22 protein-coding genes are annotated in these 21,814 nt (G+C 72.0%); 8 read left to right on the top strand and 14 right to left on the bottom strand.

The features are described 5' to 3' along the window. Positions 1-32: 32 nt before the first annotated feature. From GV155_RS17650 to GV155_RS17625, 6 genes are all read right to left on the bottom strand, one after another. Positions 33-1,649 carry a solute symporter family protein gene (locus GV155_RS17650; RefSeq protein WP_160010089.1) on the bottom strand — a complete coding sequence of 539 codons (1,617 nt, stop codon included), beginning with the start codon at positions 1,647-1,649 and terminating at the stop codon, positions 33-35. After that, positions 1,646-2,002, bottom strand: a complete 357-nt coding sequence (locus tag GV155_RS17645; RefSeq protein WP_160010087.1) for a DUF485 domain-containing protein — start codon at positions 2,000-2,002, stop codon at positions 1,646-1,648. The genes GV155_RS17650 and GV155_RS17645 overlap by 4 nt, the downstream gene beginning before the upstream one ends. A 131-nt stretch (positions 2,003-2,133) precedes the next feature. Beyond that, on the bottom strand, positions 2,134-3,672 hold the full coding sequence (locus GV155_RS17640) for a sodium/solute symporter (protein WP_160010085.1): 1,539 nt from the start codon (positions 3,670-3,672) through the stop codon (positions 2,134-2,136). After that, a complete protein-coding gene (locus tag GV155_RS17635) occupies positions 3,669-4,034 on the bottom strand; it encodes a hypothetical protein (protein ID WP_160010083.1) in 366 nt (121 codons plus the stop codon). The genes GV155_RS17640 and GV155_RS17635 overlap by 4 nt, the downstream gene beginning before the upstream one ends. 40 nt (positions 4,035-4,074) lie before the next feature. Beyond that, positions 4,075-4,854 (bottom strand): LytR/AlgR family response regulator transcription factor, encoded by a 780-nt coding sequence (locus GV155_RS17630; protein ID WP_160010081.1) that lies wholly within the window; start codon positions 4,852-4,854, stop codon positions 4,075-4,077. Continuing rightward, on the bottom strand, positions 4,851-5,963 hold the full coding sequence (locus GV155_RS17625) for a sensor histidine kinase (protein ID WP_160010079.1): 1,113 nt from the start codon (positions 5,961-5,963) through the stop codon (positions 4,851-4,853). The genes GV155_RS17630 and GV155_RS17625 overlap by 4 nt, the downstream gene beginning before the upstream one ends. Before the next feature lie 39 nt (positions 5,964-6,002). Between GV155_RS17625 and GV155_RS17620 the strand changes: the two genes are divergently transcribed. Beyond that, positions 6,003-6,752, top strand: a complete 750-nt coding sequence (locus tag GV155_RS17620; protein ID WP_160010077.1) for a sirohydrochlorin chelatase — start codon at positions 6,003-6,005, stop codon at positions 6,750-6,752. On the opposite strand, the gene GV155_RS17615 is transcribed toward GV155_RS17620, so the two are convergent. Beyond that, positions 6,736-7,635: a class I SAM-dependent methyltransferase gene (locus GV155_RS17615; protein WP_160010075.1), complete on the bottom strand. Its 900-nt coding sequence runs from the start codon at positions 7,633-7,635 to the stop codon at positions 6,736-6,738. The two genes, GV155_RS17620 and GV155_RS17615, sit on opposite strands and share 17 nt — an antisense overlap. A gap of 44 nt (positions 7,636-7,679) precedes the next feature. On the opposite strand from GV155_RS17615, the gene GV155_RS17610 reads away from it, so the two are divergent. Next, positions 7,680-8,429, top strand: a complete 750-nt coding sequence (locus tag GV155_RS17610) for an oxidoreductase (protein WP_236554404.1) — start codon at positions 7,680-7,682, stop codon at positions 8,427-8,429. Positions 8,430-8,697: 268 nt separating this feature from the next. On the opposite strand, the gene GV155_RS17605 is transcribed toward GV155_RS17610, so the two are convergent. Next, positions 8,698-9,510 (bottom strand): HAD family hydrolase, encoded by an 813-nt coding sequence (locus tag GV155_RS17605; RefSeq protein WP_160010073.1) that lies wholly within the window; start codon positions 9,508-9,510, stop codon positions 8,698-8,700. Between the two features lie 514 nt (positions 9,511-10,024). On the opposite strand from GV155_RS17605, the gene GV155_RS17600 reads away from it, so the two are divergent. Beyond that, positions 10,025-10,339, top strand: a complete 315-nt coding sequence (locus GV155_RS17600; RefSeq protein ID WP_160010071.1) for a hypothetical protein — start codon at positions 10,025-10,027, stop codon at positions 10,337-10,339. A 303-nt stretch (positions 10,340-10,642) separates the two neighbouring features. Here the strand turns inward: GV155_RS17600 and GV155_RS17595 are convergent, their stop codons facing one another. Continuing rightward, complete coding sequence (locus GV155_RS17595; RefSeq protein WP_160010069.1) at positions 10,643-11,053, bottom strand: hypothetical protein; 411 nt, start codon at positions 11,051-11,053, stop codon at positions 10,643-10,645. Between the two features lie 161 nt (positions 11,054-11,214). Here GV155_RS17595 and GV155_RS17590 point away from each other — a divergent pair, with 161 nt between their 5' ends. Genes GV155_RS17590 through GV155_RS17580 form a run of 3 tightly spaced genes read left to right on the top strand, consistent with a single transcriptional unit; the run spans position 11,215 to position 15,468 of the window. Next, positions 11,215-12,468 (top strand): hypothetical protein, encoded by a 1,254-nt coding sequence (locus GV155_RS17590; protein WP_160010067.1) that lies wholly within the window; start codon positions 11,215-11,217, stop codon positions 12,466-12,468. After that, positions 12,465-14,585: a hypothetical protein gene (locus GV155_RS17585; RefSeq protein WP_160010065.1), complete on the top strand. Its 2,121-nt coding sequence runs from the start codon at positions 12,465-12,467 to the stop codon at positions 14,583-14,585. Before GV155_RS17590 ends, GV155_RS17585 begins: the two co-directional genes overlap by 4 nt. After that, entirely contained in the window at positions 14,575-15,468 is an 894-nt protein-coding gene (locus tag GV155_RS17580) for an ATP-binding protein (protein ID WP_236554516.1), read from the top strand. Before GV155_RS17585 ends, GV155_RS17580 begins: the two co-directional genes overlap by 11 nt. Before the next feature lie 83 nt (positions 15,469-15,551). On the opposite strand, the gene GV155_RS17575 is transcribed toward GV155_RS17580, so the two are convergent. Next, on the bottom strand, positions 15,552-16,001 hold the full coding sequence (locus tag GV155_RS17575; RefSeq protein ID WP_160010061.1) for a hypothetical protein: 450 nt from the start codon (positions 15,999-16,001) through the stop codon (positions 15,552-15,554). 189 nt (positions 16,002-16,190) lie between these two features. On the opposite strand from GV155_RS17575, the gene GV155_RS17570 reads away from it, so the two are divergent. Then, positions 16,191-16,595, top strand: a complete 405-nt coding sequence (locus GV155_RS17570) for a hypothetical protein (RefSeq protein WP_160010059.1) — start codon at positions 16,191-16,193, stop codon at positions 16,593-16,595. Positions 16,596-17,444: 849 nt separating this feature from the next. Here GV155_RS17570 and GV155_RS17565 read toward each other — a convergent pair. The 3 genes from GV155_RS17565 to GV155_RS17555 are packed head-to-tail and all read right to left on the bottom strand — an operon-like array spanning position 17,445 to position 20,205. Then, complete coding sequence (locus GV155_RS17565) at positions 17,445-17,867, bottom strand: tautomerase family protein (RefSeq protein ID WP_160010057.1); 423 nt, start codon at positions 17,865-17,867, stop codon at positions 17,445-17,447. Positions 17,868-17,906: 39 nt separating this feature from the next. Further along, complete coding sequence (locus GV155_RS17560; protein ID WP_160010055.1) at positions 17,907-18,605, bottom strand: SDR family oxidoreductase; 699 nt, start codon at positions 18,603-18,605, stop codon at positions 17,907-17,909. A 58-nt stretch (positions 18,606-18,663) separates the two neighbouring features. Continuing rightward, positions 18,664-20,205, bottom strand: coding sequence for a DHA2 family efflux MFS transporter permease subunit (locus GV155_RS17555; protein ID WP_201300226.1), 1,542 nt, complete (start codon positions 20,203-20,205; stop codon positions 18,664-18,666). A gap of 103 nt (positions 20,206-20,308) precedes the next feature. On the opposite strand from GV155_RS17555, the gene GV155_RS17550 reads away from it, so the two are divergent. After that, positions 20,309-20,953, top strand: coding sequence for a TetR/AcrR family transcriptional regulator (locus GV155_RS17550; RefSeq protein ID WP_160010051.1), 645 nt, complete (start codon positions 20,309-20,311; stop codon positions 20,951-20,953). Between the two features lie 277 nt (positions 20,954-21,230). Here the strand turns inward: GV155_RS17550 and GV155_RS17545 are convergent, their stop codons facing one another. Continuing rightward, positions 21,231-21,737 (bottom strand): hypothetical protein, encoded by a 507-nt coding sequence (locus tag GV155_RS17545; protein WP_160010049.1) that lies wholly within the window; start codon positions 21,735-21,737, stop codon positions 21,231-21,233. Positions 21,738-21,814: the final 77 nt, after the last annotated feature.

Genomic DNA, 21,814 nt, shown 5'->3' with positions numbered 1-21,814 from the left:
GTCCGGGGCGGGGATGCAGCGGTGGTGGTCGGTCAGTGGCTGATCGCCTTCTCGGAGCCCGCGCCGGTCAGCGCGCGCACCTCGAGCTCGGTGTAGCGGTCCTCGGCGGCCGGCTCGCGGCTGCTGAGGGCCCCGATGATGCCGAAGAGGAAGCCGAGCGGGATCGAGACCAGGCCCGGGTTCTCCAGCGGGAACCAGGAGATGTCGATGCCGGCGGGCAGCAGGGACAGGTTCTCGCCCGAGGCCGGGTCGGTCTTGCCCGACATCACCGGGGAGAAGATCACCAGCCCGATGCTGGCGATGAGCCCGCCGTAGATGCTCCACAGGGCACCGCGGGTGTTGAACCGGCGCCAGAAGATGTTGAGCAGGATCGTCGGCAGGTTCGCCGACGCGGCGACCGCGAAGGCCAGCGCCACCAGGAACGCGATGTTCAGGTTCTGGGCCGGGATGGCCAGGAGGATCGCCACCAGGCCGATGCCGGCCGCGGCGATCCGGGTCACCCGGATCTCCTCCTTCTCGGTGGCCATGCCCTTCTTGAACACGTTGTTGTAGACGTCGTGCGCCACCGACGCCGAGGACGTCAGCGTCAGGCCGGCGACCACGGCCAGGATGGTGGCGAAGGCGACCGCCGCGATCAGGGCGAGCAGGATGGCGCCGCCGGTCGTGCCGGCTCCACCGCCCACCTCCTCGGCGAGGCGGGGTGCGGCGAGGTTGCCGGCCGGGTCGAGCGTGCTGGTGTCGAGCAGCGCCGCGGCACCGAAGCCCAGGATCAGGGTGAAGAGGTAGAACACGCCGATCAGCCCGATGGCCCACAGCACGGACTTGCGGGCGTCGCGCGCGGTCGGGACCGTGTAGAAGCGGATCAGGATGTGCGGCAGACCGGCCGTGCCGAGCACCAGCGCGAGGCCGAGGCTGACGAAGTCCAGCTTGCTGGTGAGGCTGCCGCCGTACTTCAGGCCGGGCTCGAGGAACGCGGAGCCGGCGCCGGAGTTCGTGGCGGCCTGGCCGAGCAGGTCGGAGATGTTGAAGCTGAACTGGGCCAGCACCAGCACGACGATCAGGGCGGAGCCGACCATCAGCAGCACGGCCTTGATGATCTGCACCCAGGTCGTGCCCTTCATGCCACCCACGGTGACGTAGAAGATCATCAGGGCGCCGACGCCGAAGATGACGATGTTCTTGATCGCCTGGTTGTCGACGCCGAGGAGCAGCGCGACGAGCGTGCCCGCACCGACCATCTGGGCGAGCAGGTAGAAGATCGAGACGACGACGGTGGACGTCGCAGCCGCGAGGCGGACCGGGCGGCGGCGCATCCGGAAGGCGAGCTGGTCGGCCATCGTGTAGCGCCCGGAGTTGCGCAGCATCTCCGCGACCAGGAGCAGGGCGACCAGCCAGGCGACCAGGAAGCCGATCGAGTAGAGGAAGCCGTCGTAGCCCGACAGCGCGATGATCCCGGAGATGCCGAGGAAGGACGCCGCCGACATGTAGTCGCCGCCGATGGCCAGGCCGTTCTGGATCGGGGAGAAGCTGCGGCCGCCGGCATAGAAGTCCGAGGTGCCCTCGGTGGAGCGGCTGGCGCGGATGGTGATGAAGATGGTGAGCGCCACGACGCTCAGGAACAGGACGGTGGTCAGCACCTGGTCGTTCATGCGCGCTTGCCCTTCTCGTACTCGGCGTTCAGCTGCTCGGCCAGCGGGTCCAGCTTCGCCACGGAGAACCGGGCGTAGAGGAACGCGATGCCGAAGGTGGTCACGAACTGGAGGAGCCCGAAGACGAGGGCGACGTTGATGTTGCCCACCAGCCGGTGGGCCATGAAGCCCGACGCCCAGTTGGACATCACGACGTAGAGCAGGAACCAGACCAGGAACACCACCGTGGCGGGCAGCACGAAACCCCGGTAGCGCTTGCGCAGCTCGATGAACTCGGGGCGGTCGTGGATCTCGTCGTAGACGGGGTCGTGCCGGGCTGCTGTGCCCGGTGGGGTGTCGGCTTCTTGGCTCATCGGTGCGCCTCTCGGTGCGGGAGTAGTGACCGGCGTCACGCTAGGGGCGTCACGTCGCGCCGACGAGGGCCGACCGGCGGTGCTGCGGCGAGCGGTCGGCCCGGCGCGGCGAGCGGTCGTGCGGGCGGACCTCAGCCCCGGTCGACCTCGAGCGCCTCCGGCGTGTGCAGCCGGACCAGGAACCGCCGCGTGTGGGCGGGGCGGCGGCTGCGGGTGGCCAGGCTGAGGAGCACCATGGTCGCGAAGGACAGCGGCACGCTCCAGGCAGCGGGCTGGCCGAGCAGGGTGGCCGTCCAGCCGGTGGCCACCGGCCCGGGCGAGGTGCCGTCGACGAGGGTCCACGCCACCGCCGCGGCCGACCCCAGGCCCCCGGTGACCAGGCCGGCCACGGCGCCCGGCGCGGTCAGGCCCGGCCACCAGATGCCCAGCACCAGCAGCGGGCAGAAGGTGGACGCCGCGACCGCGAAGGCCAGCCCGACGGCCCGCGCGACGCCGAGGTCGGGCAGGGCCAGCGCCGTGGCCAGCGGCACCGCGACCGCCACGACGACGGCCAGCCGGAAGGCCGCGGCGTCGGGCAGCCGGAGGCCCCCGAGCCGGGCCCGCGCCGTCAGGTCCTGGGTCAGCACGCCCGCCACCGCGACGGTCAGGCCCGAGGAGGTCGACAGGAAGGCGGCGTACGCCCCGGCGGTCACCAGGCCGGTCAGCAGCTCGCCGCCGAGCCCCGGCACCATCAGCCGCGGCAGGTCGAGCACCAGGGAGTCCGCCCGCGCCGGTGCGGCGCCGTAGACCCGGCCGAGCGCGGCGTACACCGGGGGCAGGACGTAGAAGGCGCCGAGCAGGCCCAGCACCACGAGCGTCGTCCGACGGGCGGCCCGGCCGTCGGGGTTGGTGTAGAAGCGGACGACGACGTGCGGCAGGCCCATGGTGCCCAGGAACGTGGCGACGATCAGCGAGTAGGTCGAGTACAGCCCCTGGCCGCCGCCCTCGGCCAGCGGCAGCGACCAGCTCCCACCGCCGGCGGCGTCGCCCCCGCCGACCGGACCCGGGCTGCCGTCGCCGAGCCAGACCACGAGCAGCACGCTCACCGGGACGAGCAGGGCGGTCAGCTTCAGCCAGTACTGCACGGCCTGCACCAGGGTGATGCTGCGCATCCCGCCGGTCCCCACGCTGACCAGCACCACCGCCCCCACCGTCACCGGGCCCACCCACCGCGGGGCGTCGAGCGCGGCGGCCAGCGTGATCCCGGCACCCTGGAACTGCGGCAGCAGGTAGAGCCAGCCGATCGCCACCACCAGCAGCGAGCACGCGGACCGCGCCCCGCGCGAGCCGAGCCTCGCCTCGGCGAAGTCCGGCAGCGTGTAGGCGCCCGAACGCCGCAGGGGCGCGGCCACCAGCACGAGCAGGACGAGGTAGCCCGCGGTCCAGCCGATCGGATACCACGCCATGTCGGCGCCGAAGGTGAGCACCAGCCCGGCGACACCGAGGAACGAGGCGGCCGAGAGGTACTCCCCGGCGATCGCCGAGGCGTTCATCGCGGGCCCGACCGTCCGCGACGCCACGAGGAAGTCGCTGGTGGTGCGCGAGAGCCGCAGCCCCCAGGTGCCGATGACCACCGTCGCCACGGCGACCAGCACCACGGCCACGGCCCCCGGCAGGCTCTCCAGGTTCACCGCGCGCGCCGGTCGGTGAGCTCGACGAAGTCGCGCTCGTTGCGCTCGGCCCGGCGCACGTAGCGCCACCCCAGCAGCACCAGCCACGGGTAGACCAGGCCGCCGAGCAGCACCCAGGCCAGCGGCACCCCGCCGAGCCGGACCGCCGCCACGCCGTCCACGAGGAACAGCAGCGGAAGCGAGCCGACGCTGACCGCGAGCAGGAGCAGCACCCGGGTGGCCAGCGCGAGCTGCGCGCGCAGCAGCGAGCCGAGGTAGACCGCCTCGAGCGACGCCTCCTCCTCGAGGTCGGAGGACCGCGGCAGGGCGGTCGTACGCCGCTCGGGGCCGGTGACCCGGACCCGCGGCGGGACCTCGCTCACGGGGCGCTCACGGGGTGCTCACGGGGTGCACATGGGGCGCTCACGGGGCGGTCCGTCGCACGAGCAGCTCGCGCAGGGCGCGGGTGTGGCGCCGGCTGACGCCGAGCTCGACGGGGTCGTCGGCGCCGACCAGGACCGTGCAGCGTCCGGCGTCCATCCGGATCTGCGTGACGTGGGCCAGCGACACCAGCAGGGAGCGGTGCACCCGCACGAAGCCGGCCGGCCCCCACTCGGCCTCGAGCGTCGAGAGGGGCACGCGCACCAGGTGGGAGCCGGTCGGGGTGAAGAGCCGCGCGTAGTCGCCCTGGGCCTCGACGTGGGTCACCTCCGCCCGGTCGACGAACCGCGTCACGCCGCCGAGCTCGACCGGGATCAGCGCCGCGGTGCCGGTGGCGGGGGCTCGCTCGGCGTCCCGGGCCTCGGCCCCCCGCCCCTCGACCACGCGGCGGACGGCCTCGGCGAGGCGCTCGGCGCGGACGGGCTTGAGGACGTAGTCGACGGCGTTCAGGTCGAAGGCCTCGACCGCGTGCTCCTCGTGCGCCGTCACGAACACCACCGGCGGCGCCGGCACGGCCCGGGCCAGCGCCTCGCCGAGCTCGAGCCCGCTGCGCCCGGGCATCTGCACGTCGAGGAAGACGCAGTCGACGTCGTGCGCGGCCAGGACGACCAGCGCCTCGGCGGCGTTGCCGGCCGTCAGCACGTCGGCGACCCGGTCGTCGTGCGAGAGCAGCCACGCCAGCTCGTCGAGGGCGGGCCGCTCGTCGTCGACGACGAGCGCGGTCAGCCCGCCCGGTGCGACCGGTGTGCCCTCGCCGGTCACGCCTGCACCCCGGGGGCGAACTTCGGCACGCGCAGGACGACCTTGGTGCCGGTGCCCGGGGCGGTCTCGACCACCAGGCCGTACTCGTCGCCGAAGGCCGCCCGGAGCCGGGCGTCGACGTTGCCGAGCCCCACCGAGTCCAGGCTGCTGTCCCCGGCCAGCGCGCGGCGCACCCGCTCGGGGTCCTCGCCCGCGCCGTCGTCCTCGACCTCGATCACGCAGTCCTGCCCCCGGTCGTGGGCCGCGATGGTGATGTGACCGACCCCGTCGTCGGCGCCGAGCCCGTGCTGCACGGCATTCTCCACCAGCGGCTGCACGCACAGGAAGGGCACGGCGACCGGCAGCACCTCGGGCGCCACGCGCAGGGTGACCCGCAGCCGGTCGCCGAAGCGGGCCTGCTCGAGCAGCAGGTAGCGCTCGATCGAGCGCAGCTCCTCGGCCAGGGTGGTGTAGTCCCCGTGCCGGCGGAAGGAGTAGCGGGTGAAGTCGGCGAACTCCAGGAGCAGCTCCCGGGCCCGGTCGGGGTCGGTGCGCACGAAGCTGGCGATCGCGCCGAGGGAGTTGTAGACGAAGTGGGGGCTGATCTGGGCCCGCAGCGCCCGGACCTCGGCCTCCATCAGCCGCGTCCGCGAGGCGTCGAGCTCGGCCAGCGCGAGCTGCCCGGAGACCCAGCCGGCGACCTCGTCGGCGGCCCGCGCCAGCCCGGCGGTGCTGCGCGGGGCGTAGGCCTGCAGGGTCCCGACGATGAGGTCCTCGACCACCAGCGGGCTGATGACCGCCACCCGCACGGGGCAGCCGCCCTCGTGACAGGTGACCTCCGCGCCGCTGACGACCCGGGTCTGACCCCGCTCGATGGCCAGGCGCGCGAGCCCGCCCGCACCCTCGAGGTGGTGGCGGCCCTCGCCGTCCCAGGCCAGGGGCTGCTCGGTGTCGGTCAGGGCCAGGGCAGGAGTGCCGAGCAGGATCCGCAGGTGGCGGATCGACCGCTCGCTGCTCGCCGCGGTCAGACCCTCCCGCAGCGCGGGAGCGGCCAGGGAGGCCCGGTGCAGGGTGCGGAACGTCGCCCGGTCAGCCTCGGTGCCGAGGTGGGGTCGCCGCCAGCCGCGCATGAGGGCATGGTGCCCTACGCCGCCGACTAGGCTGGGCCGGTGACCGACGACGCCGTGCCCCGCCCCCGGACGGGTCCGGGCCCCGCCGCGGCGGGTGACGTCGTGACGGTGGCGCACGGCACCCGCACCCCCGCCGGCAACGAGGTCGCCCTGACCCTCGCGGCCACCCTGGCCGGACGCTCGGGACGCCGGGTGACGGGCTCCTTCGTGGAGCTCGCCGAGCCCCTGGTCGCCGACGTGCTGGCCGGGCTGGACGAGCCCGCGGTGGTCGTGCCGCTGCTGCTCACGACCGGCATGCACGTCCGCGAGGACGTTCCCCGGGCCGGCGACGGCGCCCGGGTGGCGGTCCGGGTCGGCCGCTCGCTCGGCCCGCACGCCCGTCTGGCCACCGCCCAGGTCGACCGGCTCCGCGAGGCCGGCGCCGCGCCGGGCTGCCCCGTGGTGCTGGTCGCCGCCGGGTCCAGCGACCCGCTGGCCCAGCGTGACCTCGCGCGCGCCGCCGAGCTGCTCGGTCGGGCCTGGGGAGGCCCGGCGCGGCTGGCGGTGATGTCGGGGATCGGGCCCCGCGTGGACGAGGTCGTACGACCCGGCGACGCCGTCTCCCCCTACCTCCTGGCGCCGGGCTTCTTCGCCCGGAGGGTCGCCGAGCAGGCCCTGGCGGCCGGGGCGACGGTCGTGGCCGACGTGCTCGGGACGCACCCCGAGGTGGTGGCCCTGGTCGGTCAGCGCGCGGGTGCGCTGGAGTCGGCCCGGCGCTGGCCGGGGCGACGGGTCAGCGGAAGTCGATGAGCAGCGTGCCGGTGTCGTCGTCGGTCGGCGGGTCCACCGCGTCCTGAGCGGGTCCGGCCTGCTCCGCGGGCGGGGCGTCGTCTGCCGGGTCCTGCGCACCGGCCGTCAGGTCGACGCCACGACGCGGTGCGACCGTCGCGCGGAAGCAGCGCGCGCTCCAGGGCAGCTGGAGGCCCTCCCAGCCGCGGCCGAAGCCGTCGTAGAGCGCCAGGGCCTCGGCCAGGACGCGCTCGCGCTCCTCCTCGTCCCGCACCCGCACGTGCGAGCGGGACAGCACCATGTCGCGCAGCCGGTCCCGGTCCAGGGTCTGCCAGGCCCCGAAGGACGTCTCGTCGACGAAGCCGAACAGGCCCGAGGCGCTCAGCAGCGTCGTCCAGTCGCGCGGCTGGCCGGTGCCGCCGAGGATCCGCCCCAGCCGACGCACCCACGGGATCCGCTCGTCGCGCTCGTTCCACACCATCGCGACGTGCCCGCCGGGCCGCAGCACCCGCACGATCTCCGGCAGCGCCCGGTCGAGGTCGAACCAGTGGAAGCACTGCGCGCCGACCACCACGTCGACCGAGCGGTCGGGCACGGGCAGCTCCTCCGCCGGGGCCTGGGTGACGCGCACCTCGGGCAGTCGCAGCGACAGGCGCGACAGCATGTCCTGGTCGGGGTCGGTGGCGTGGACGTCGTGGCCCAGGGCGACCAGCTCGGTGGTGAGCTTGCCGGTGCCGGCACCGAGCTCGAGCACCGACAGCGGCCGGGTGCCGGTCAGCCAGGTCGCGGCCTCGCGGGGGTAGCCGGGTCGCCCCCGGTCGTAGGCGTCGGCCACGGCGCCGAAGGCCCGTGCGGGTCGTCCCGGCGCGGGGTCGGCCTCGGGCTGCTGCTGCTCGTCGTTCATCCCGGCGAGGTTACCGCCGTGCCCGTCTCCTAGGCTCGACCGCTGTGCCCGTCCCGCCCGCAGTGCCCGCCGCCGACCCGCTCGCCTGGCTGGCCTCCGCCGAGGGGGTGCCGAGCGCCTACGCCTCCGCCCGGGACGGCATCGACGTGATGCTGCGCGACCGCGGCCTGCGCCGCACGAGCCCCGAGACCACCGCCGAGTCGCTGCTGCGCGGGGCGCACGCGAGCGCGGTGCTCGAGGGGTCCACCTCGACCCTGGCCGAGGTCCGCGACGGCGAGGGCGACGCCGCGGCCGGGGACGCGGTGCGGGTGGCCACGGAGCTCCTCGGGCTCGCCCCCACCCTGCGTGCCGCGCCCCTGCAGGCGCTGGCCCGCCTCCACGCGCTGGCCGCGACCGGCTCGCAGCCCGCCGAGCGTCGCGGACGCCCCCGTGACGGCGACGGTGCGCGCCGGCTGCGCGGCGTCGCCGACCTGCTGACCGCGCCGACCTCCGCCCCGGCCCTGCTCGTGGCCGCCGTGGTGCACGCCGAGCTGGCCACCGCGGCCTGCTTCGGCAGCCACGACGGCCTGGTGGCCCGCGCCGTCGAGCGCCTCGTGGCCGTCGCCCGCGGGGTGGACGAGAAGTCGCTGGTGGTCCCGGAGGCCGGCCACCTGGCCCTGCGGGCGGAGTACGAGTCGAACCTGCGCGGGTACGCCGAGGGCGGCCGGGCCGGGGTCCACGCCTGGGCGCTCTACGCCGCGGAGGCCTGGGTGGCGGGGGCCGAGGCCAGCCCGCTGCGCCGCGAGGCGCTCTGAGCCGTCCGGGCCGGTCACCTGTGCCCGGACGTAGTGGTGGCACCCGGGCAGGGCCCGGATGCCACCGATGCACATGAGCCTTGGGCTACCAGGCGTGCAGTTGTCTGCTGCCGCGGTCTTGCCGGGGTCAGCGCCCTGTCGGAAGGGTGGTTCGCCGCGTGGGTACCCGGTCATGTGCCGTCTGTGGAGTTCTGATCCCTGTTCTACGCCGATGTGACCTGGCGCACAAGAGGGTCCCGGCGTGTCGGACCAGGACCAGGGTCGGAGGTCACGTCACCTGGCGGCGTCGGGCGCCGGCCCAGACGACCCCGCCCACCGCGACCGCGCCGCCCACGGCCAGCGCGGCCAGCGTGGGCCGGGTCGAGGGCAGGTGCAGCCGGGAGCGCAGGGTGACGGGCCGGCTGAAGACCAGCACCGGCCAGCCCCGGGCGGCGGCCGTGCGGCGCAGGTCCCGGTCGGGGTTGACCGCGTGCGGGTGGCCCACCGCCTCGAGCATCGGGACGTCGGTGACCGAGTCGCTGTAGCCGAAGCACCGGTCGAGGTCGTAGCCGTGCTCGGCGGCCAGGGCGGTGATCGCGCGGGCCTTCTCCTCGGCGTAGGCGTAGTAGGAGATCTCGCCGGTGTAGCGACCGTCCACGACCTCCAGCCGGGTGGCCACCACGTGGTCGGCGCCGAGCATGGCGCCGATCGGCTCGACCACCTCGGAGCCCGAGGTCGACACGATCACGACGTCGCGTCCCGCGCGGTGGTGCTCCTCGATGAGCGAGACGGCCTCGTCGTAGACGAGCGGGTCGACCACGTGGTGGAGGGTCTCGGCGACGATCTCGCGCACCGTCGCCACGTCCCAGCCCGCGCACAGCTGCGACATGAACGCGCGCATCTTCTCCATCTGGTCGTGGTCGGCACCGCCCACGAGGTAGACGAACTGCGAGTACGCCGAGCGCAGCACCGCCCGCCGCGAGATCAGCCCGCCGGCCTGGAAGGGCTTGGAGAAGGCCAGGGTGCTCGACTTGGCGATGATCGTCTTGTCGAGGTCGAAGAAGGCCGCGGTCGGCGCCGTCCGGGGCGTCTCGTCGGCCATGGCGCCATCGTAGGCCGGGGACGGCGCCGGTGGGGTGCGTCGCGGGACCGGCCACCAGTCCGGCCACGAGACGTCCACAGCCGGGCGTCGGGGGGAGGGCGTCCACAGGCCGCCGCGACACGGGGCGGCTGACGCCGTCCGGGGGGGCAGCCTCGATCCATGGACGCCGACCACGACCCCGCCCGCCCGCCCGTGCTGGTCCTGACCCGGGACCCGGGCCCCCCCAGGCCCCGAACACCCAGCACCTCGCCGGCGCCGGCGCGTCGACCCCGACAAAGCGCCCTTCAACCGGCTTCCCGTCATCGTCTTCGACCGCGACCACGCCGCCGAACACGTCCGCGACACCGCCAAGCAGGCCCGCCGCAACACCGGCGAAGACATCGAGTGGGACCCCGAGACCGACGGCCCCATCGGCACGGTCCGCGTCGTACGAGGCCCCTTCGACCCCGCCGAGCTCAGCACCCACCAACGCAACCAACTCGGCGGAGACTACGGCCGCGCCGGGGTCGCCCACGTGGTCTTCACCAACCGCCTCGGCCAGCACCGCGCGATCCGACGCGGCGCCCTGCTCCCCGTCGACCTCGACCCCACCAAGGTCGGCAGCCTCCTCTCCCGCCCCGACGAGGTGGACATCCCCGCCGGGAGCACGCTGCCCGAACACGCCACCCGGCTCCGCGAGTACGCCCACCGCCTCCTCGCTGAGGCTGACACCTACGACTCCTGGGCCGCAGACGGCTGGGCACTCATCGACCCACCACCCAACGACCCATGGCCGGGTCGGTTGCGCGACCTGGGCCCCGACCACGCGCACGCCCAGCCCACCGACTGAGTCCTCCCAGGCACGGCCCAACAGCCCTCCAACGCTCACAGCCCGCACGCCCCGACCCCCCCCATGGAGTCGGGGCGTGCTCACGCTCCCGACCTGAGCCCTAAGCTTTGAGCCTGAGCGCCACAGGCGGCCTCGGCCCCACTGACCACGCAGCCTCGGAGTCGGAATCAGTTGCTATCGAACGCCTGTTCGATCTACTCTCGGGGCACCCAGTTCCTTACTCCGAGACCACCAGATGGTGATGCTGTGCAGTCCACTGAACGATTGGCGATGCACGCCCGCCGCTCGGGGTCACGCGGCGGGCTAACGGACGGGGCGGGACTGTGGGCGCTGCGGCGCAGGCTTCCGGCCTTCGAGCAGCCCGTCTTCGACCTGCTGCTCGGTCGGCACCTGCGTGCGCAGGGCCAAGAACGTCGTCAGCCCAGGGAACTTCTGACCTCGCCTGAGGCGGGTGATGGCTGCGGCGTTGATGCCACACCTGGTCGCGAGGACCTGTTGGGTGGAGTCAGTGGCACCGACGTAGGCGACGAGGTCGCGAGCGAGCTGACGGATCAGACGCACCGAGTTCGCTTGCACCTCGGCCTGTGCCGGCGTGAGGCCGTTGTCGAGAAGGCCCTGGGGAATGGTGAACCTCCCGTGCGGCCAGTTCGGATCGAAGTCCGTTGGCTTGAGGCCGTCCAGGGGGCTACGCCGCCTGAAGGGCGCGGACTTCACTCCCTCTCCTGGCGGCACGGAGCCGACTCTGGCAGCGCTGCAACGACGAAGTCACGCATGGAACAGCGCCTGCTTGCATGCATCGTTAGAACCTTTGCTGCATGCAAGTTCGGCGGTCCGAGTGACTGCCGGTCGCATCCGATCGCGGACTCGTCCCGAGGGTGCCTACCAACGAAGATCACCTCCGAACCGCGCTCGACCGCCACCCCCACTCCACCCCCGCAGCCGGTGCGCCCCAGAGCCTCGGCAACACCGAAGAGCCCGGGGTCGACCAGGACTTCGCCGCCCTGTTCGCCCGCAACCCACAGCTCGCGATGCGCAACACCATGAGCACCGCACGACGCTCCGCACTCGGTATCACCGACCCAGCGACCGCAGCAGCCCTCCGGCTCGAGCCGGGGTTCGGGCCCGCCTTCGACGAGGCCACCAGCGAGGCCACCAGCGGCACCACGGGCGACGACGCCCTGACCGGACGGGGCCCGCAGCAGACGCGTCCCGCGGCGGCCGGCCTCGGTGCAGCTCGTGTGCGTCAGCTGCCCGGTCTGATCACCTACAACCGGACCAGCGTTGCCCCCTCTGCCAGCATCACTGCTCGACCCAGCAAGCAGGAGCACGCCTGGCTGCTCGCCGCTGAGCGCCTCACCCACGACCTTCACGCCATCGGGATGCCCAACTCCCTCGGCGCCCAGGCAGATGCCTTCGCGGTCCTGGTCGAACCGGTCAAGACCGCCTTCGCGCGCCACGGCCTCGACCGGCGGGGCGCAGCCGTCATGGAGGCCGCGGCCCGCTACGCCGTGCACTTCACCCAGCCCGAACGGCTCAGGTTCCTCAGTACCGGGGCCCTGCGGCGCTGGTTCGACGACCAGCGCGACACCGACGAGGTCATCACCGACGACGCCCTGGGTGCGGAGAACGTGACCGGAGACGAGATGGGCGCTGGGCCCGGGACCGTCGACCGTCTCCTTCGACGCCCGCGGGTCCTGTGGGCGCATCCCGACGGACCTGAGGCCGGTCTGCTCATCGACCGGTTCCACCACACCAGCATCCGTGGTCTCGTCGGTCTCGACTCATGGGCCAGGCGCAAGGTCGCCGAAGACATGACCAGCATCGGCCGCCTGCTCGCCGAGAGCGGAGCCAACACGACCACCACCACGACCGCCGCCGCGCACACCGGTGTGCTCGGCGTCCGGGTCCTGACGCACCGCGCCCCCAACACCGGGTTGCACTTCGTTGCCGACCTCAGCAGCGGACGGCCCAGCATCGGCGAGGAGCACCGCATCGGTGGCTGCCGCGACTGTCGTCCCCGGCTGTGCCAGCCGAACACCAGCCCCGACGCCCGACCCAACGGTGAGGCGACCAACGCCCACCCGGCCGGCGACACCGGCGCCCGCAGCGGCCGAGGAGCCGTGCGATGAGGCCCGCGAAGGGGCAGGTCGACACCGGTACCGCACAGGTCATCGACCTGGCCGCAGCGAGAGAAAGGCTGCCCGGGGAGCGGCAGGTCGAACGCCTCTCGGACGGTCGCCGCAAGGGCAACCACGGAAACCGGGCCTCAGCGCCCATGAGGGTCGCAACGATCGCCCAGCTCGAGGAGGTCCTCGCACTACGGGGCGAAGTCACCGCCGCCGACAAGGATGCGTGCGCATCCGCAGCTGGTGTCGCCCTCCGCACCATCAACCGGTGGTGGGAGCAGACCTGTCAGTACAAGCTCAACAACGCCCGCGACACCCATCCCGGCCCCCGGGCGCCCACTGACCAGCCCGACGACGCAGGCACCGAGACCGACGGCTGTGTGCCCACCTGCAGCGACTTCACCCACGGGCGGGGGTGCCGCACCGGGCTCACCACGGGGTCCCTGCCCGGTTGGCTCTACAAGTTCAACGAGGTCGACCGGCTCCAGCTGACCCCCGACGAGGTGGCGTTCTTCGCGACCCACTCCACGATCATCGACGCCATCGAGGCAGTCCATCAGGACCCCACGAGCCGGTTGCGGCACTACGCCACCTCGACGCTGTACCGGGCCTGGGCCGACGTGTCCGAGCCTGTCCGCATCGGTGCGAAGTACGACGCCACCCGGCAGCGCAAGAACGAGGCGACCTTCCCGTTGTCCGGGGCCGAGAGCCTCAACGACTCCTGGTCGATCGATGAGTACGACCTCAAGGTCGTCGCCTCCTACCGCGGGGTCACCGTCGAGCCCAAGGTCCTCATCGTCCGCGAACGACACAGCGGGCTGCCCCTGGCCAAGATCGTCACCCCGCGCGCCGCGACGGGAACCGACACCGGCACCGTCCTGGCGGCGGCCGCCATCGGCTACACCGTGCCCCACCCCACCGACCCCAGCCGCGAGCTACGGGTCTCGGGCGTGGCCCGCTACCTGAACAGCGACCAGGGCGGCACGTTCATGGGCGAGAACGGTGCCGCCGCAGCGCGCAGGCTCGGCATCGGGAACGCACCCATCCCCTCCCACCAGCCGCAGGCCAACGGCGACCACGAGGTCATGCACCAGTCACTCTTGCGGCTCTTCCGCGACGGCGCCGGGTCCCGGCGTGGATGGGTAGACCGGGCAGGTCAACGTCTCGACCACGGAGAGCTCCCCTACGAGGACGTCGAGGAAGCTGTCGAGGAGTGGTTTGCGACCTTCGCCCACGCCGTCTACGCCAAGGGCGAGCGGGCCGGCATGAGTCGCCTCGAGGTCTACGCCCAGGCCCAGGACGAGGGGCGGGTCTATGCCGGCCACGACCTGCTCGCAGAGGACGAGGCCGCCCTGGCCACCATCGTGGGAGAGCGCATCTTCGACGTCACCCGAGGGCTGCAGTGGGACCGCCGGCACTGGCTCAGCCGCGACCTGGCCAACAGGGCTGTGGATGGCCAGAAGGTCGTCATCGCCCGACTGCTGAACCCCGACGTGCTCTACGTCTTCGACAAGCACAACATTTTCCTCGCAGTCGTCGAACCCCGCGACCAGCCCGACCCCGTTGACCAGCACGGGCTCTACCAGGACCGCAATCGACGCGAGCGGTTCGTCGCCGACGCCGGCACCCGACGCGCAGTAGAGGCCAACGATGACGCGGCAACCGCGTGGGACCAGGTCGCAGACGGCCTCGCTGACGCCGCTGAGGAAGCCGAGGACGAGGCGGTCCGAGCCATCAACGCCCAGCGAGAGGCCGCCGACCCCGGGACCCCCGTCATCCTTGCCGAGGGCGACCCGCTGACAGAGGCCAACGCCCAGGACATGACCGAGGACATAGCCGAGGACGCAAAGGCCGATGGGACGAGCGATCTGGACGTTGGTGACCGGCGCGAGGTCGTCCGTCCCACGCGACGCGGCCGTCGTCACACGGCGCCAAGAACGGCCGACACGGCTCGACCCTCGGGGGCCGACGAACTGACTGGCGACTCCGACGACTCCGAGGACTTCGCCGAGGCATCGGTGCGACGTCTCGAGGCCGCCCGGGCTGAACGAGCGCGTCGTCGGGTCCAGCAGGCTCCGGACCCGGCAGAGGATCAGGGTGGTGACGACGATGCTTCCTGAGGGACACCCGCACGCCTGGAAGGCCGAACACGCTGATGAGCACCTCGACCCCGGCTTCCGCCGCCAGTACATGGCAACCGGCAGCACCCTGGTCCTCACACCGGCGTTGCGGCAGCTGATCAACGGCGTCGCCACCGACCTTGAGTCCGATGTTCCAGAGGACTCCACGACCCGGGTCGGGACCGAGCGGGTCGCTGGTCGGCGCAGCGGCCTGTGCACCGTCGTCTCAGGTCCCTGGGGTGCCGGCAAGTCGACCCTGCTCCAAGCGCTGATCGCGGTCGCGGACGTCAACACCGTCCAGGTCGAGATCCCGGAAAGCGCTAACGCCCCCGCAGCCCAGTGGGCGGTCCTCACCACCGCCCTGACCGGGACGGCATCCGGGACCGCCAGAGCGATGCAATGCGCCGCCCTGGACTACCTCACCGTGGTGCCCACGCTCCTGGTCGTCGACGAGGCCCAACACCTCACCCACGCCGCACTGCGCCAGCTGCGATGGCTGTGGTCTGCCCGGCTGCCCCGGTTCGCGATCGTGCTCGCCGGGTCGAACCTCGACGCACACATCGCCAAGGACCAGTCCGTCGCCACCCGGGTCAACCGGCGCATCGCGGTGAAGCGACTGGGCACCGACCGGATGCTCGACCTGCTGCGCCGCAGCAACCCCGACCTCGCCGCCACCCCACGAGAACTACTGGCCCAGATCGAGGAGGCCTACGGTCACGGGTCCTGGCGCAACTGGTCCGAACTGATCCTCAAGGCCACCCTCGAGTTCGGCCACACCGGGCCACTGACCTTCGAGACCGTAGCCGACGTCGTCTACGACCGCACCGGCCTCCCACTGGCAGTTACCGGCGCTGGCTCTCGAGACACGCGACGCGGACGCTGATGGACGATGCCTGTCCCCCAGAAGCGAACCGCGCCCATTCCGACCCCCACGTCCCGACGACGCCCGACCCGGAGCCGGAGTCGTCAGCAGAGGCGACGCAGTGGTTCGACCCGCAACCAGGTCCGGTCGCCGTCGTGGCACACCCACGTCAGATCGCAGCGATGGTTGATGACCTGCGCACCACCGCGGCCCGGTACAGCGACACCGCCTGGCTCCACCCCTGCCCTGCCCTGGGTCGCGACAAGCTCGCCGACACCAGCCAGGACCTGTGTGACGCCATCGGCGCCGTCGGACTCAGCCACCCTCGCATTGCTGGGGAGCGGCACCTTCTGCGACCGCTGGTGCACCTGATTCATGGTCCCGTCGCACACATCGTCATCGACGACTCCACCGCCCTGGACCTGGCCACCCTGTCGGCGCTCCACGAGGCCGCACTGATCTCGCACACCGAGCTGTGGCTGCTGTTCGACAGCGCTGAGGAACCCCACCTCGCACGTGTCGCTGCCGGTGCCCGCCCAGGAGGCGGTCGGCACCTGGAGTGGGTGGGCGACGTGTGCACCGTTCGGTCAGCCGATGCGGTGCTGGCGCAGTGGCGCCGCCGACCCCCGCCACGCGACTGCCCGCTACCGCCACCGGGCTGGTGGCACCGGCCGCTGCCGCTCGCAGGTGCGTGGACCAGCCGATGCCAAGACCCCGCATCGCACGGTGGGGCCCGCGAGCAGGTGCGGTGTCTGCTCGGCCAGGTCCGCCGCGCCCTGACCAGCGGACACACGACCGCCACTCACGTGCGCGCCCGGCTCTGCGAGTACCTCGACCACCTCGAGACGACCGTCGACCACCGGTGGGCGCTCTCCGCCGCCAGTCGAGACTTCTGGACCGCCGGCATGGACGCACTGGGCCACACCCATCCCCAGGCCCAGCACGCAACCCTGGCCGAGGTCGCCCCTGACGGGTCCGCCGTCTACGTCGCCGGCAGCTGGGTCCCTGTCGTCCCCGCCGGCCGACAGCCGGTAGCAGCACTGCGCACCAGCCGACGCCTTGCCGGGTGCGTCGAGACCGACGGAATCGACGGGGTCTTCGACAACGACCGTGGCCTACGTCCCCGACGCCGGGCCCCTTCAACGTGAGGTAAGACGAAGCGCGGACCTGTCAGGTTGCATCACGGTGGAACGGATGTTGCATCTGTTCCAAACAGCATCAGGTATGACGACGGTATGAACCCTGATGCAGGACCGGTCGCCGACCTCGCCGAGGAGGTCGGAAACGCGCTCCTGAAGTTCGCCGAGCAGGTCCGCACCGGGCCGGGTCCACTACCGCGCCGGTGTCTGCCGCAGCGGTGCAGGAAGGGCTCGGTGCCGCCCAGACCCTTGTCCTTGAGGCGGTCCGTGGCGCCGGCGAGGAGGGCATCACCGCCCGGGCCGCCTCAGAGGCATCTGGGGTTGCTCGCAGCAACACGCCGCGGATCCTGGCCGCGCTCACTGGTCGCGGCCTCACCACCCTTGTCGCAGAGGGTCCCCGGGTCTGGCGCGCGGTCGACCTTGATGAGAACAGGCCGTGATGCCACCCCCCGCACCCAAGGGCGCGCTGCCAGACCTGTCGGCCCTCGTCCCGGCCGGCAACAAGAACAGGTGAAGACCTACGTCCGCTCGGCCTACCGCAAAGCGGGGCACAGACCCGAGCACAGACCGTGATCTGGGCAATGGGTCACGGCTTCGGACCAGACACCGTCAACGCAGCGCCCGCGAGGCGGCTGATTCCGGAAGCTAAGGTCCTCGACTTGGCTGCTGCGTCCACGCCGCACCCAGCGACGCGCCCGGCGGCGGTCCTTGTTCAGCCTGCGCGGTGACCGTGATCGCCAGTGCTCGGCGGCCCGAAGGGTGCGTCGACGGCAACGCTGTCTGCGCCCTCCAGAAGAACCCGTCAGCGTTCAGTGCGTAGTCGACCCGGTTGCGCGGAGTGGTGGGGTTCGCTGCGTCTCAACGGGACAGGGGTCGGTTTGCCTGTGCCCAGCGGGCTTCTTCCTCGCTCCCGAAGGTCGGGGGTTCGAGGTGGTCGACCATCCACAGCTCTCGAGGGGTCTCGTCGACGTGGAACTCGGCGTACAGGCCGCGGTCCTTGGTCCAGGGCTTGATGAGAGCGACCAGGGACTCGCTGATCTGTTGGCGTTGGCGGGGGCCGTCGCTGTGGACCGCGATGTGCTCGATGGCGAAGCGGACCGTGTCGACGGCGGGTTCGCCACCTACCAGGAAGGAGTCCGGTTGGTGTTCGTGGAAGACCACGACGACGTAGAACGCCGGTAGGCCGATGCGGGTGTAGTAACCGGTGATGTCACGCGCGAAGGCGCGTTTGTCCTGTGCGCCGTAGGCACCGGGGGTGTGGTGGATGGTCCAGAGCGGCATGGAGGTGGTCCGTTCGTGTTGGTGGAAGTCGTTCGTGGGTCACCCGAGGGGGACGGCCAGGCCTTCGACCGGTCCCGAGAGGGCCCGCTTGAAGTGGCGGGTGACGTCGTCGACGAGGATCTCGATCTCGCCCTGCTCGATGCCGTCGAGCACGATGGTGGCGACCTCGGCGGGTGCGAGCTTGTCGCCAGGCATGGCGGCGACCATGTCGGTGTCGGCGAAGCCGAGGTGCACGCCGACCACGTGGGTGCCTTGGCTGGCGAGCTCGGTGCGTAAGGAGTTCGTGATCGACCACAGGGCTGCTTTCGAGGCTCCGTAGGCGCCGGCGCCGGAGCCCCACGACAGCAGGGAGTGCATGTCGACCAGGGCACCTCCGCCGTTGGCGGCGAGGACGGGCGCGAAGGCGCGGGCGATGCGCAGCGCGCCGAAGACGTTGGTCTCGAAGGTGCCGGTGACGTCGGTCATGGGGCCGGTGAGCAGCGAGCTGGGGTGGAGCACCCCGGCGTTGTTGAAGACGACGGTCGCGTCGTGTGCCAGCTCGGCCAGAGCGGTGACGGATCGGTCGTCGGTGACGTCGAGGGCGACGGCCTCGATCCTGGCGTCGTCGTCTGCTCGCGGGTCGCGCGCGGTGACGTAGACCTTCGCGGCGCCGCGCGCGAGGAGCTCGGCGGCGAAGGCGCGACCCAAGCCGCGTTGTCCGCCGGTCACGACTGCTACGGCGTCCTGGATGTCGGTCATGGTGTTCTCCTCTGGGTCGGGGGTGCTGTGGGTCGGTTGGTCGAGATGGGGCGGGGTCTTAGCGGTGGGTGGTGACGGGCGCGTCGGCCTGGCTGTCGTGCGCGGTGTCCTCGGAGAGCGGGTCGTAGCGGTCGGTGGGTAGCGACATGAAGGCGGCGACCGCGCCGACCAGGCAGAGCAGGCCCACGACGATGCACCCGAGTGCGAGGCCGTCGAGGAACGCGTCGTTGACGGCCTCGCTGAGGCCGGGCACCTGTGCGGCGACTGCGTCGGCGAAGCCGACCGACTCGCTGGCGGCCTCGGCGGTGGGGCCGTCCACCCTGCCCCTGACCAGAGCCAGGAGCTGATCGGCGTACTGCGAGGCGAACAGCGAGCCGACCACGGCGACCCCGAGCGTTCCGCCGAGCTCCCGGGTCGCGTCGTTGACCGCGGACCCCACTCCGGCACGCGCCGGGGGCAGCACCTGCAGGATCGACTCCGTGGCCGGGGTACTCACCAGGCCCACCCCCAGACCGAGCAGGACCATCTGCGGCACGACCTGAGAGAAGTAGGGGACCTCGGCGGTCAGCGTGGAGATCCACAGGAACGCCACGCCCATCAGCACCAGGCCCGGCGTGACGACGGCGCGGGTCCCCAGGCGAGGTGCCAGGCGTGCACCGAGCACGGAGGCGACCGCGATGGCCACCGCGACGGGCAGGAAGCGGACGCCGGTCTCGAGGGGGGTGTAGTCCCGGACGAACTGGAAGAACTGCGCGATCAGGAAGATGAATCCGAACAGCGCGAAGAACGCGATGGTGACCGCGCCGCACGCGGCGCTGAACCGGCGGTCCAGGAAGAGGGTCACGTCGATCATCGGGTCGCTCACGCGTCGCTCGACGGCGACGAACACCGCGATCAGTCCTGCCGCCAGGGCGAACCCGGTGATGGTGGTCGGGCTGCCCCAGCCGTGCTCGGGGGCCTCGATGATGGTCCAGGTCAGGGTCGCCAGCGCCGCCACCGAGATCACGAAACCTGCCTTGTCGATCCGGGGCACCGACGGGTCGCGGGACTCCGGCACGTAGCGCAGGGCCATGGCCATGGTCGCCAGGCTGAGGGGCACGAGGGCCACGAAGACGCTGTGCCAGCTGAAGTAGGTCAGCAGCACCCCGCCGGCCACGGGGCCGAGGGCGACGCCGATCCCGACCGAGGCACCCCAGAGCCCGAGCGCTGAGGCGCGTTCGCGGCGCTCGGTGAAGGTGTTGGCGATGATTGACAGCGTCGTGGGGAAGATGACCGCAGCGAAGATGCCCATGGCGACCCGGGTCGCGATCAGGGCGGCGCTGGTGTCCACGAGTGCCGCCGCGCCGCTGCTCGCTGCGAACCCGGCGAGCCCCAGGACGAGTGCCGGGCGGCGACCGAAGCGGTCCGAGAGGCTGCCCATGGCCAGGACCAGCGCAGCGAACGCCAGGTTGTAACCGTCGACGATCCACAGCAGGTCCCGCGTTCCGGCGTCGAGCTCCTGGGCCAGCGTGGGCAGGGCGATGTTCACGATCATGGTGCTGAGATTGATGGTCAACGCGGCCAGGCACACGGTGAGCAGGGTCAGGGACTTACGCGGCACGAATGCTCCTAAGTGGACGATGTCAACATGGAGCATGAGGGCCAATGTTGACGGTGTCAAGATCCAGGCCGCAGGAGGGACTCTTGTGGTCTACGGTGGTGCGGTGCCTGCCTCGCCTTACCACCATGGCCGCCTCCGGGAGGCGTTGATCGAGGCCGCGGTCGAGGGCGTTCGGGACCGGGGTCCTGAGGCGGTGGTGCTGCGAGACCTGGCACGACGCGTCGGTGTCTCGCACAATGCGGCCTACCGGCACTTCGCGCACCGCGACGAGATCGTGGCGGAGGTGGCCGGTGTCGGGATGGGCTTGTTGGTCGACGCGATCCGGGAGCGGGTCGCTGCGGTTAGCGCCACCGACCCGGTCGTGCGTGCTCGCCTCCGCCTGGCCGAGACGGGGCGGGCCTACGTGGCCTTCGCGTTGGCCGAGCCCGGACTGTTCCGGGTCGCCTTCGGGTCCACCGAGGCCCTGGGCAAGACCGCCTCACCCGACGCGGACCCCTACGCCGAGCTCGGAGTCGTCCTGGACGATCTCGTCTCCGTCGGCTTCCTGTCGCCCGCGGCGAGGGTCGACGCCGAGCAGACGTGTTGGTCTGCGATGCACGGTTTCGCCGTCCTCAACCTGGAAGGACCTCTGCGTCACTCGTCATCCGACCAGCGCCTCGCTGCTTTGGAGAGGGTCCTGATCGCTCTCGACAGGTCCTACGGGGCCTCGACGGGCGTCATCGCTGACCTGCACGACCTGAACAGGTAACCCCGGCCTGCTGGTCCCTCCACCCAGCGGGAGGGGCACTGCCCGCGCAGCAGGGAGACGCCTTGCAGGGTCTCCCGCCGGCGCAGGGCCGATGGGCAAGTCCGGCACCGGCGCTAGCGCTGCTGGCCATGTCCCGAGGATTCGGTGACCGCGCCCGCGGCCTCCTCATCGCAGTGGTGGTTGGCGACGCGCTGTTGTTCGCCTTTGTCACCGTCTACATCAGCACCCGACGAGGCGGCCGGTAGCGCTTCCTCACCTCGTGCCCCGGTCCCCGCAGTCAGGGCTCGACGGTTACCGACCTTCGCAGCTTGCGCATCAGCGGCGTCGACTCCAACCACTCCTCCGGGGCAACCTCGTCCCAGTCCGGCCCGCCGGCGACGGCAGCGAGGAGCTCGCCGCCAGGCTCGTCGAACAGCAGCTGGTCTCCCAGCGACTGGACGAACCAGCGGCGGATGGTGTCGGCGTAGAACCCGTCTCGGTGCTCGAGCAGGAACTCGATGACGTTGCCGAGGTACTCAACGCTCATGTCCTGCAGCAGGTGCGGGGTGCCGGTCCGGTCGACCCACCACTGGTCCTGATCGAAGACGCGCAAGTCCAGCCGGTCGACGCCGAGCTGTCCAAATGCCGTGAACGGCAGCTCCCCGGGCCACAGCCGCTCATCGCTCGGCACCGGGCTCGGGGCGTACTGCCCCGGATGCCAGGCTTGCCCGGCCCTGTTCTCGACCTCGGCGGCTGTGCCGATCGTCTGCTCGGTGCGGCCACCGTTGTCTGTGTGGTCGTCCATTCGCCTCATGCTGATCTAGCCCGCCGACAACGCTGTGGTCGCTGTTACGAGACGGGTACGCGTTGCCACTGGATGGG

The organism is Nocardioides sp. AX2bis (assembly GCF_902506435.1).
Classification (GTDB): Bacteria; Actinomycetota; Actinomycetes; order Propionibacteriales; family Nocardioidaceae; genus Nocardioides.
The sequence above is the reverse complement of the archived record's forward strand: the minus strand, read 5'-3'. Positions and strand labels throughout refer to the sequence as shown.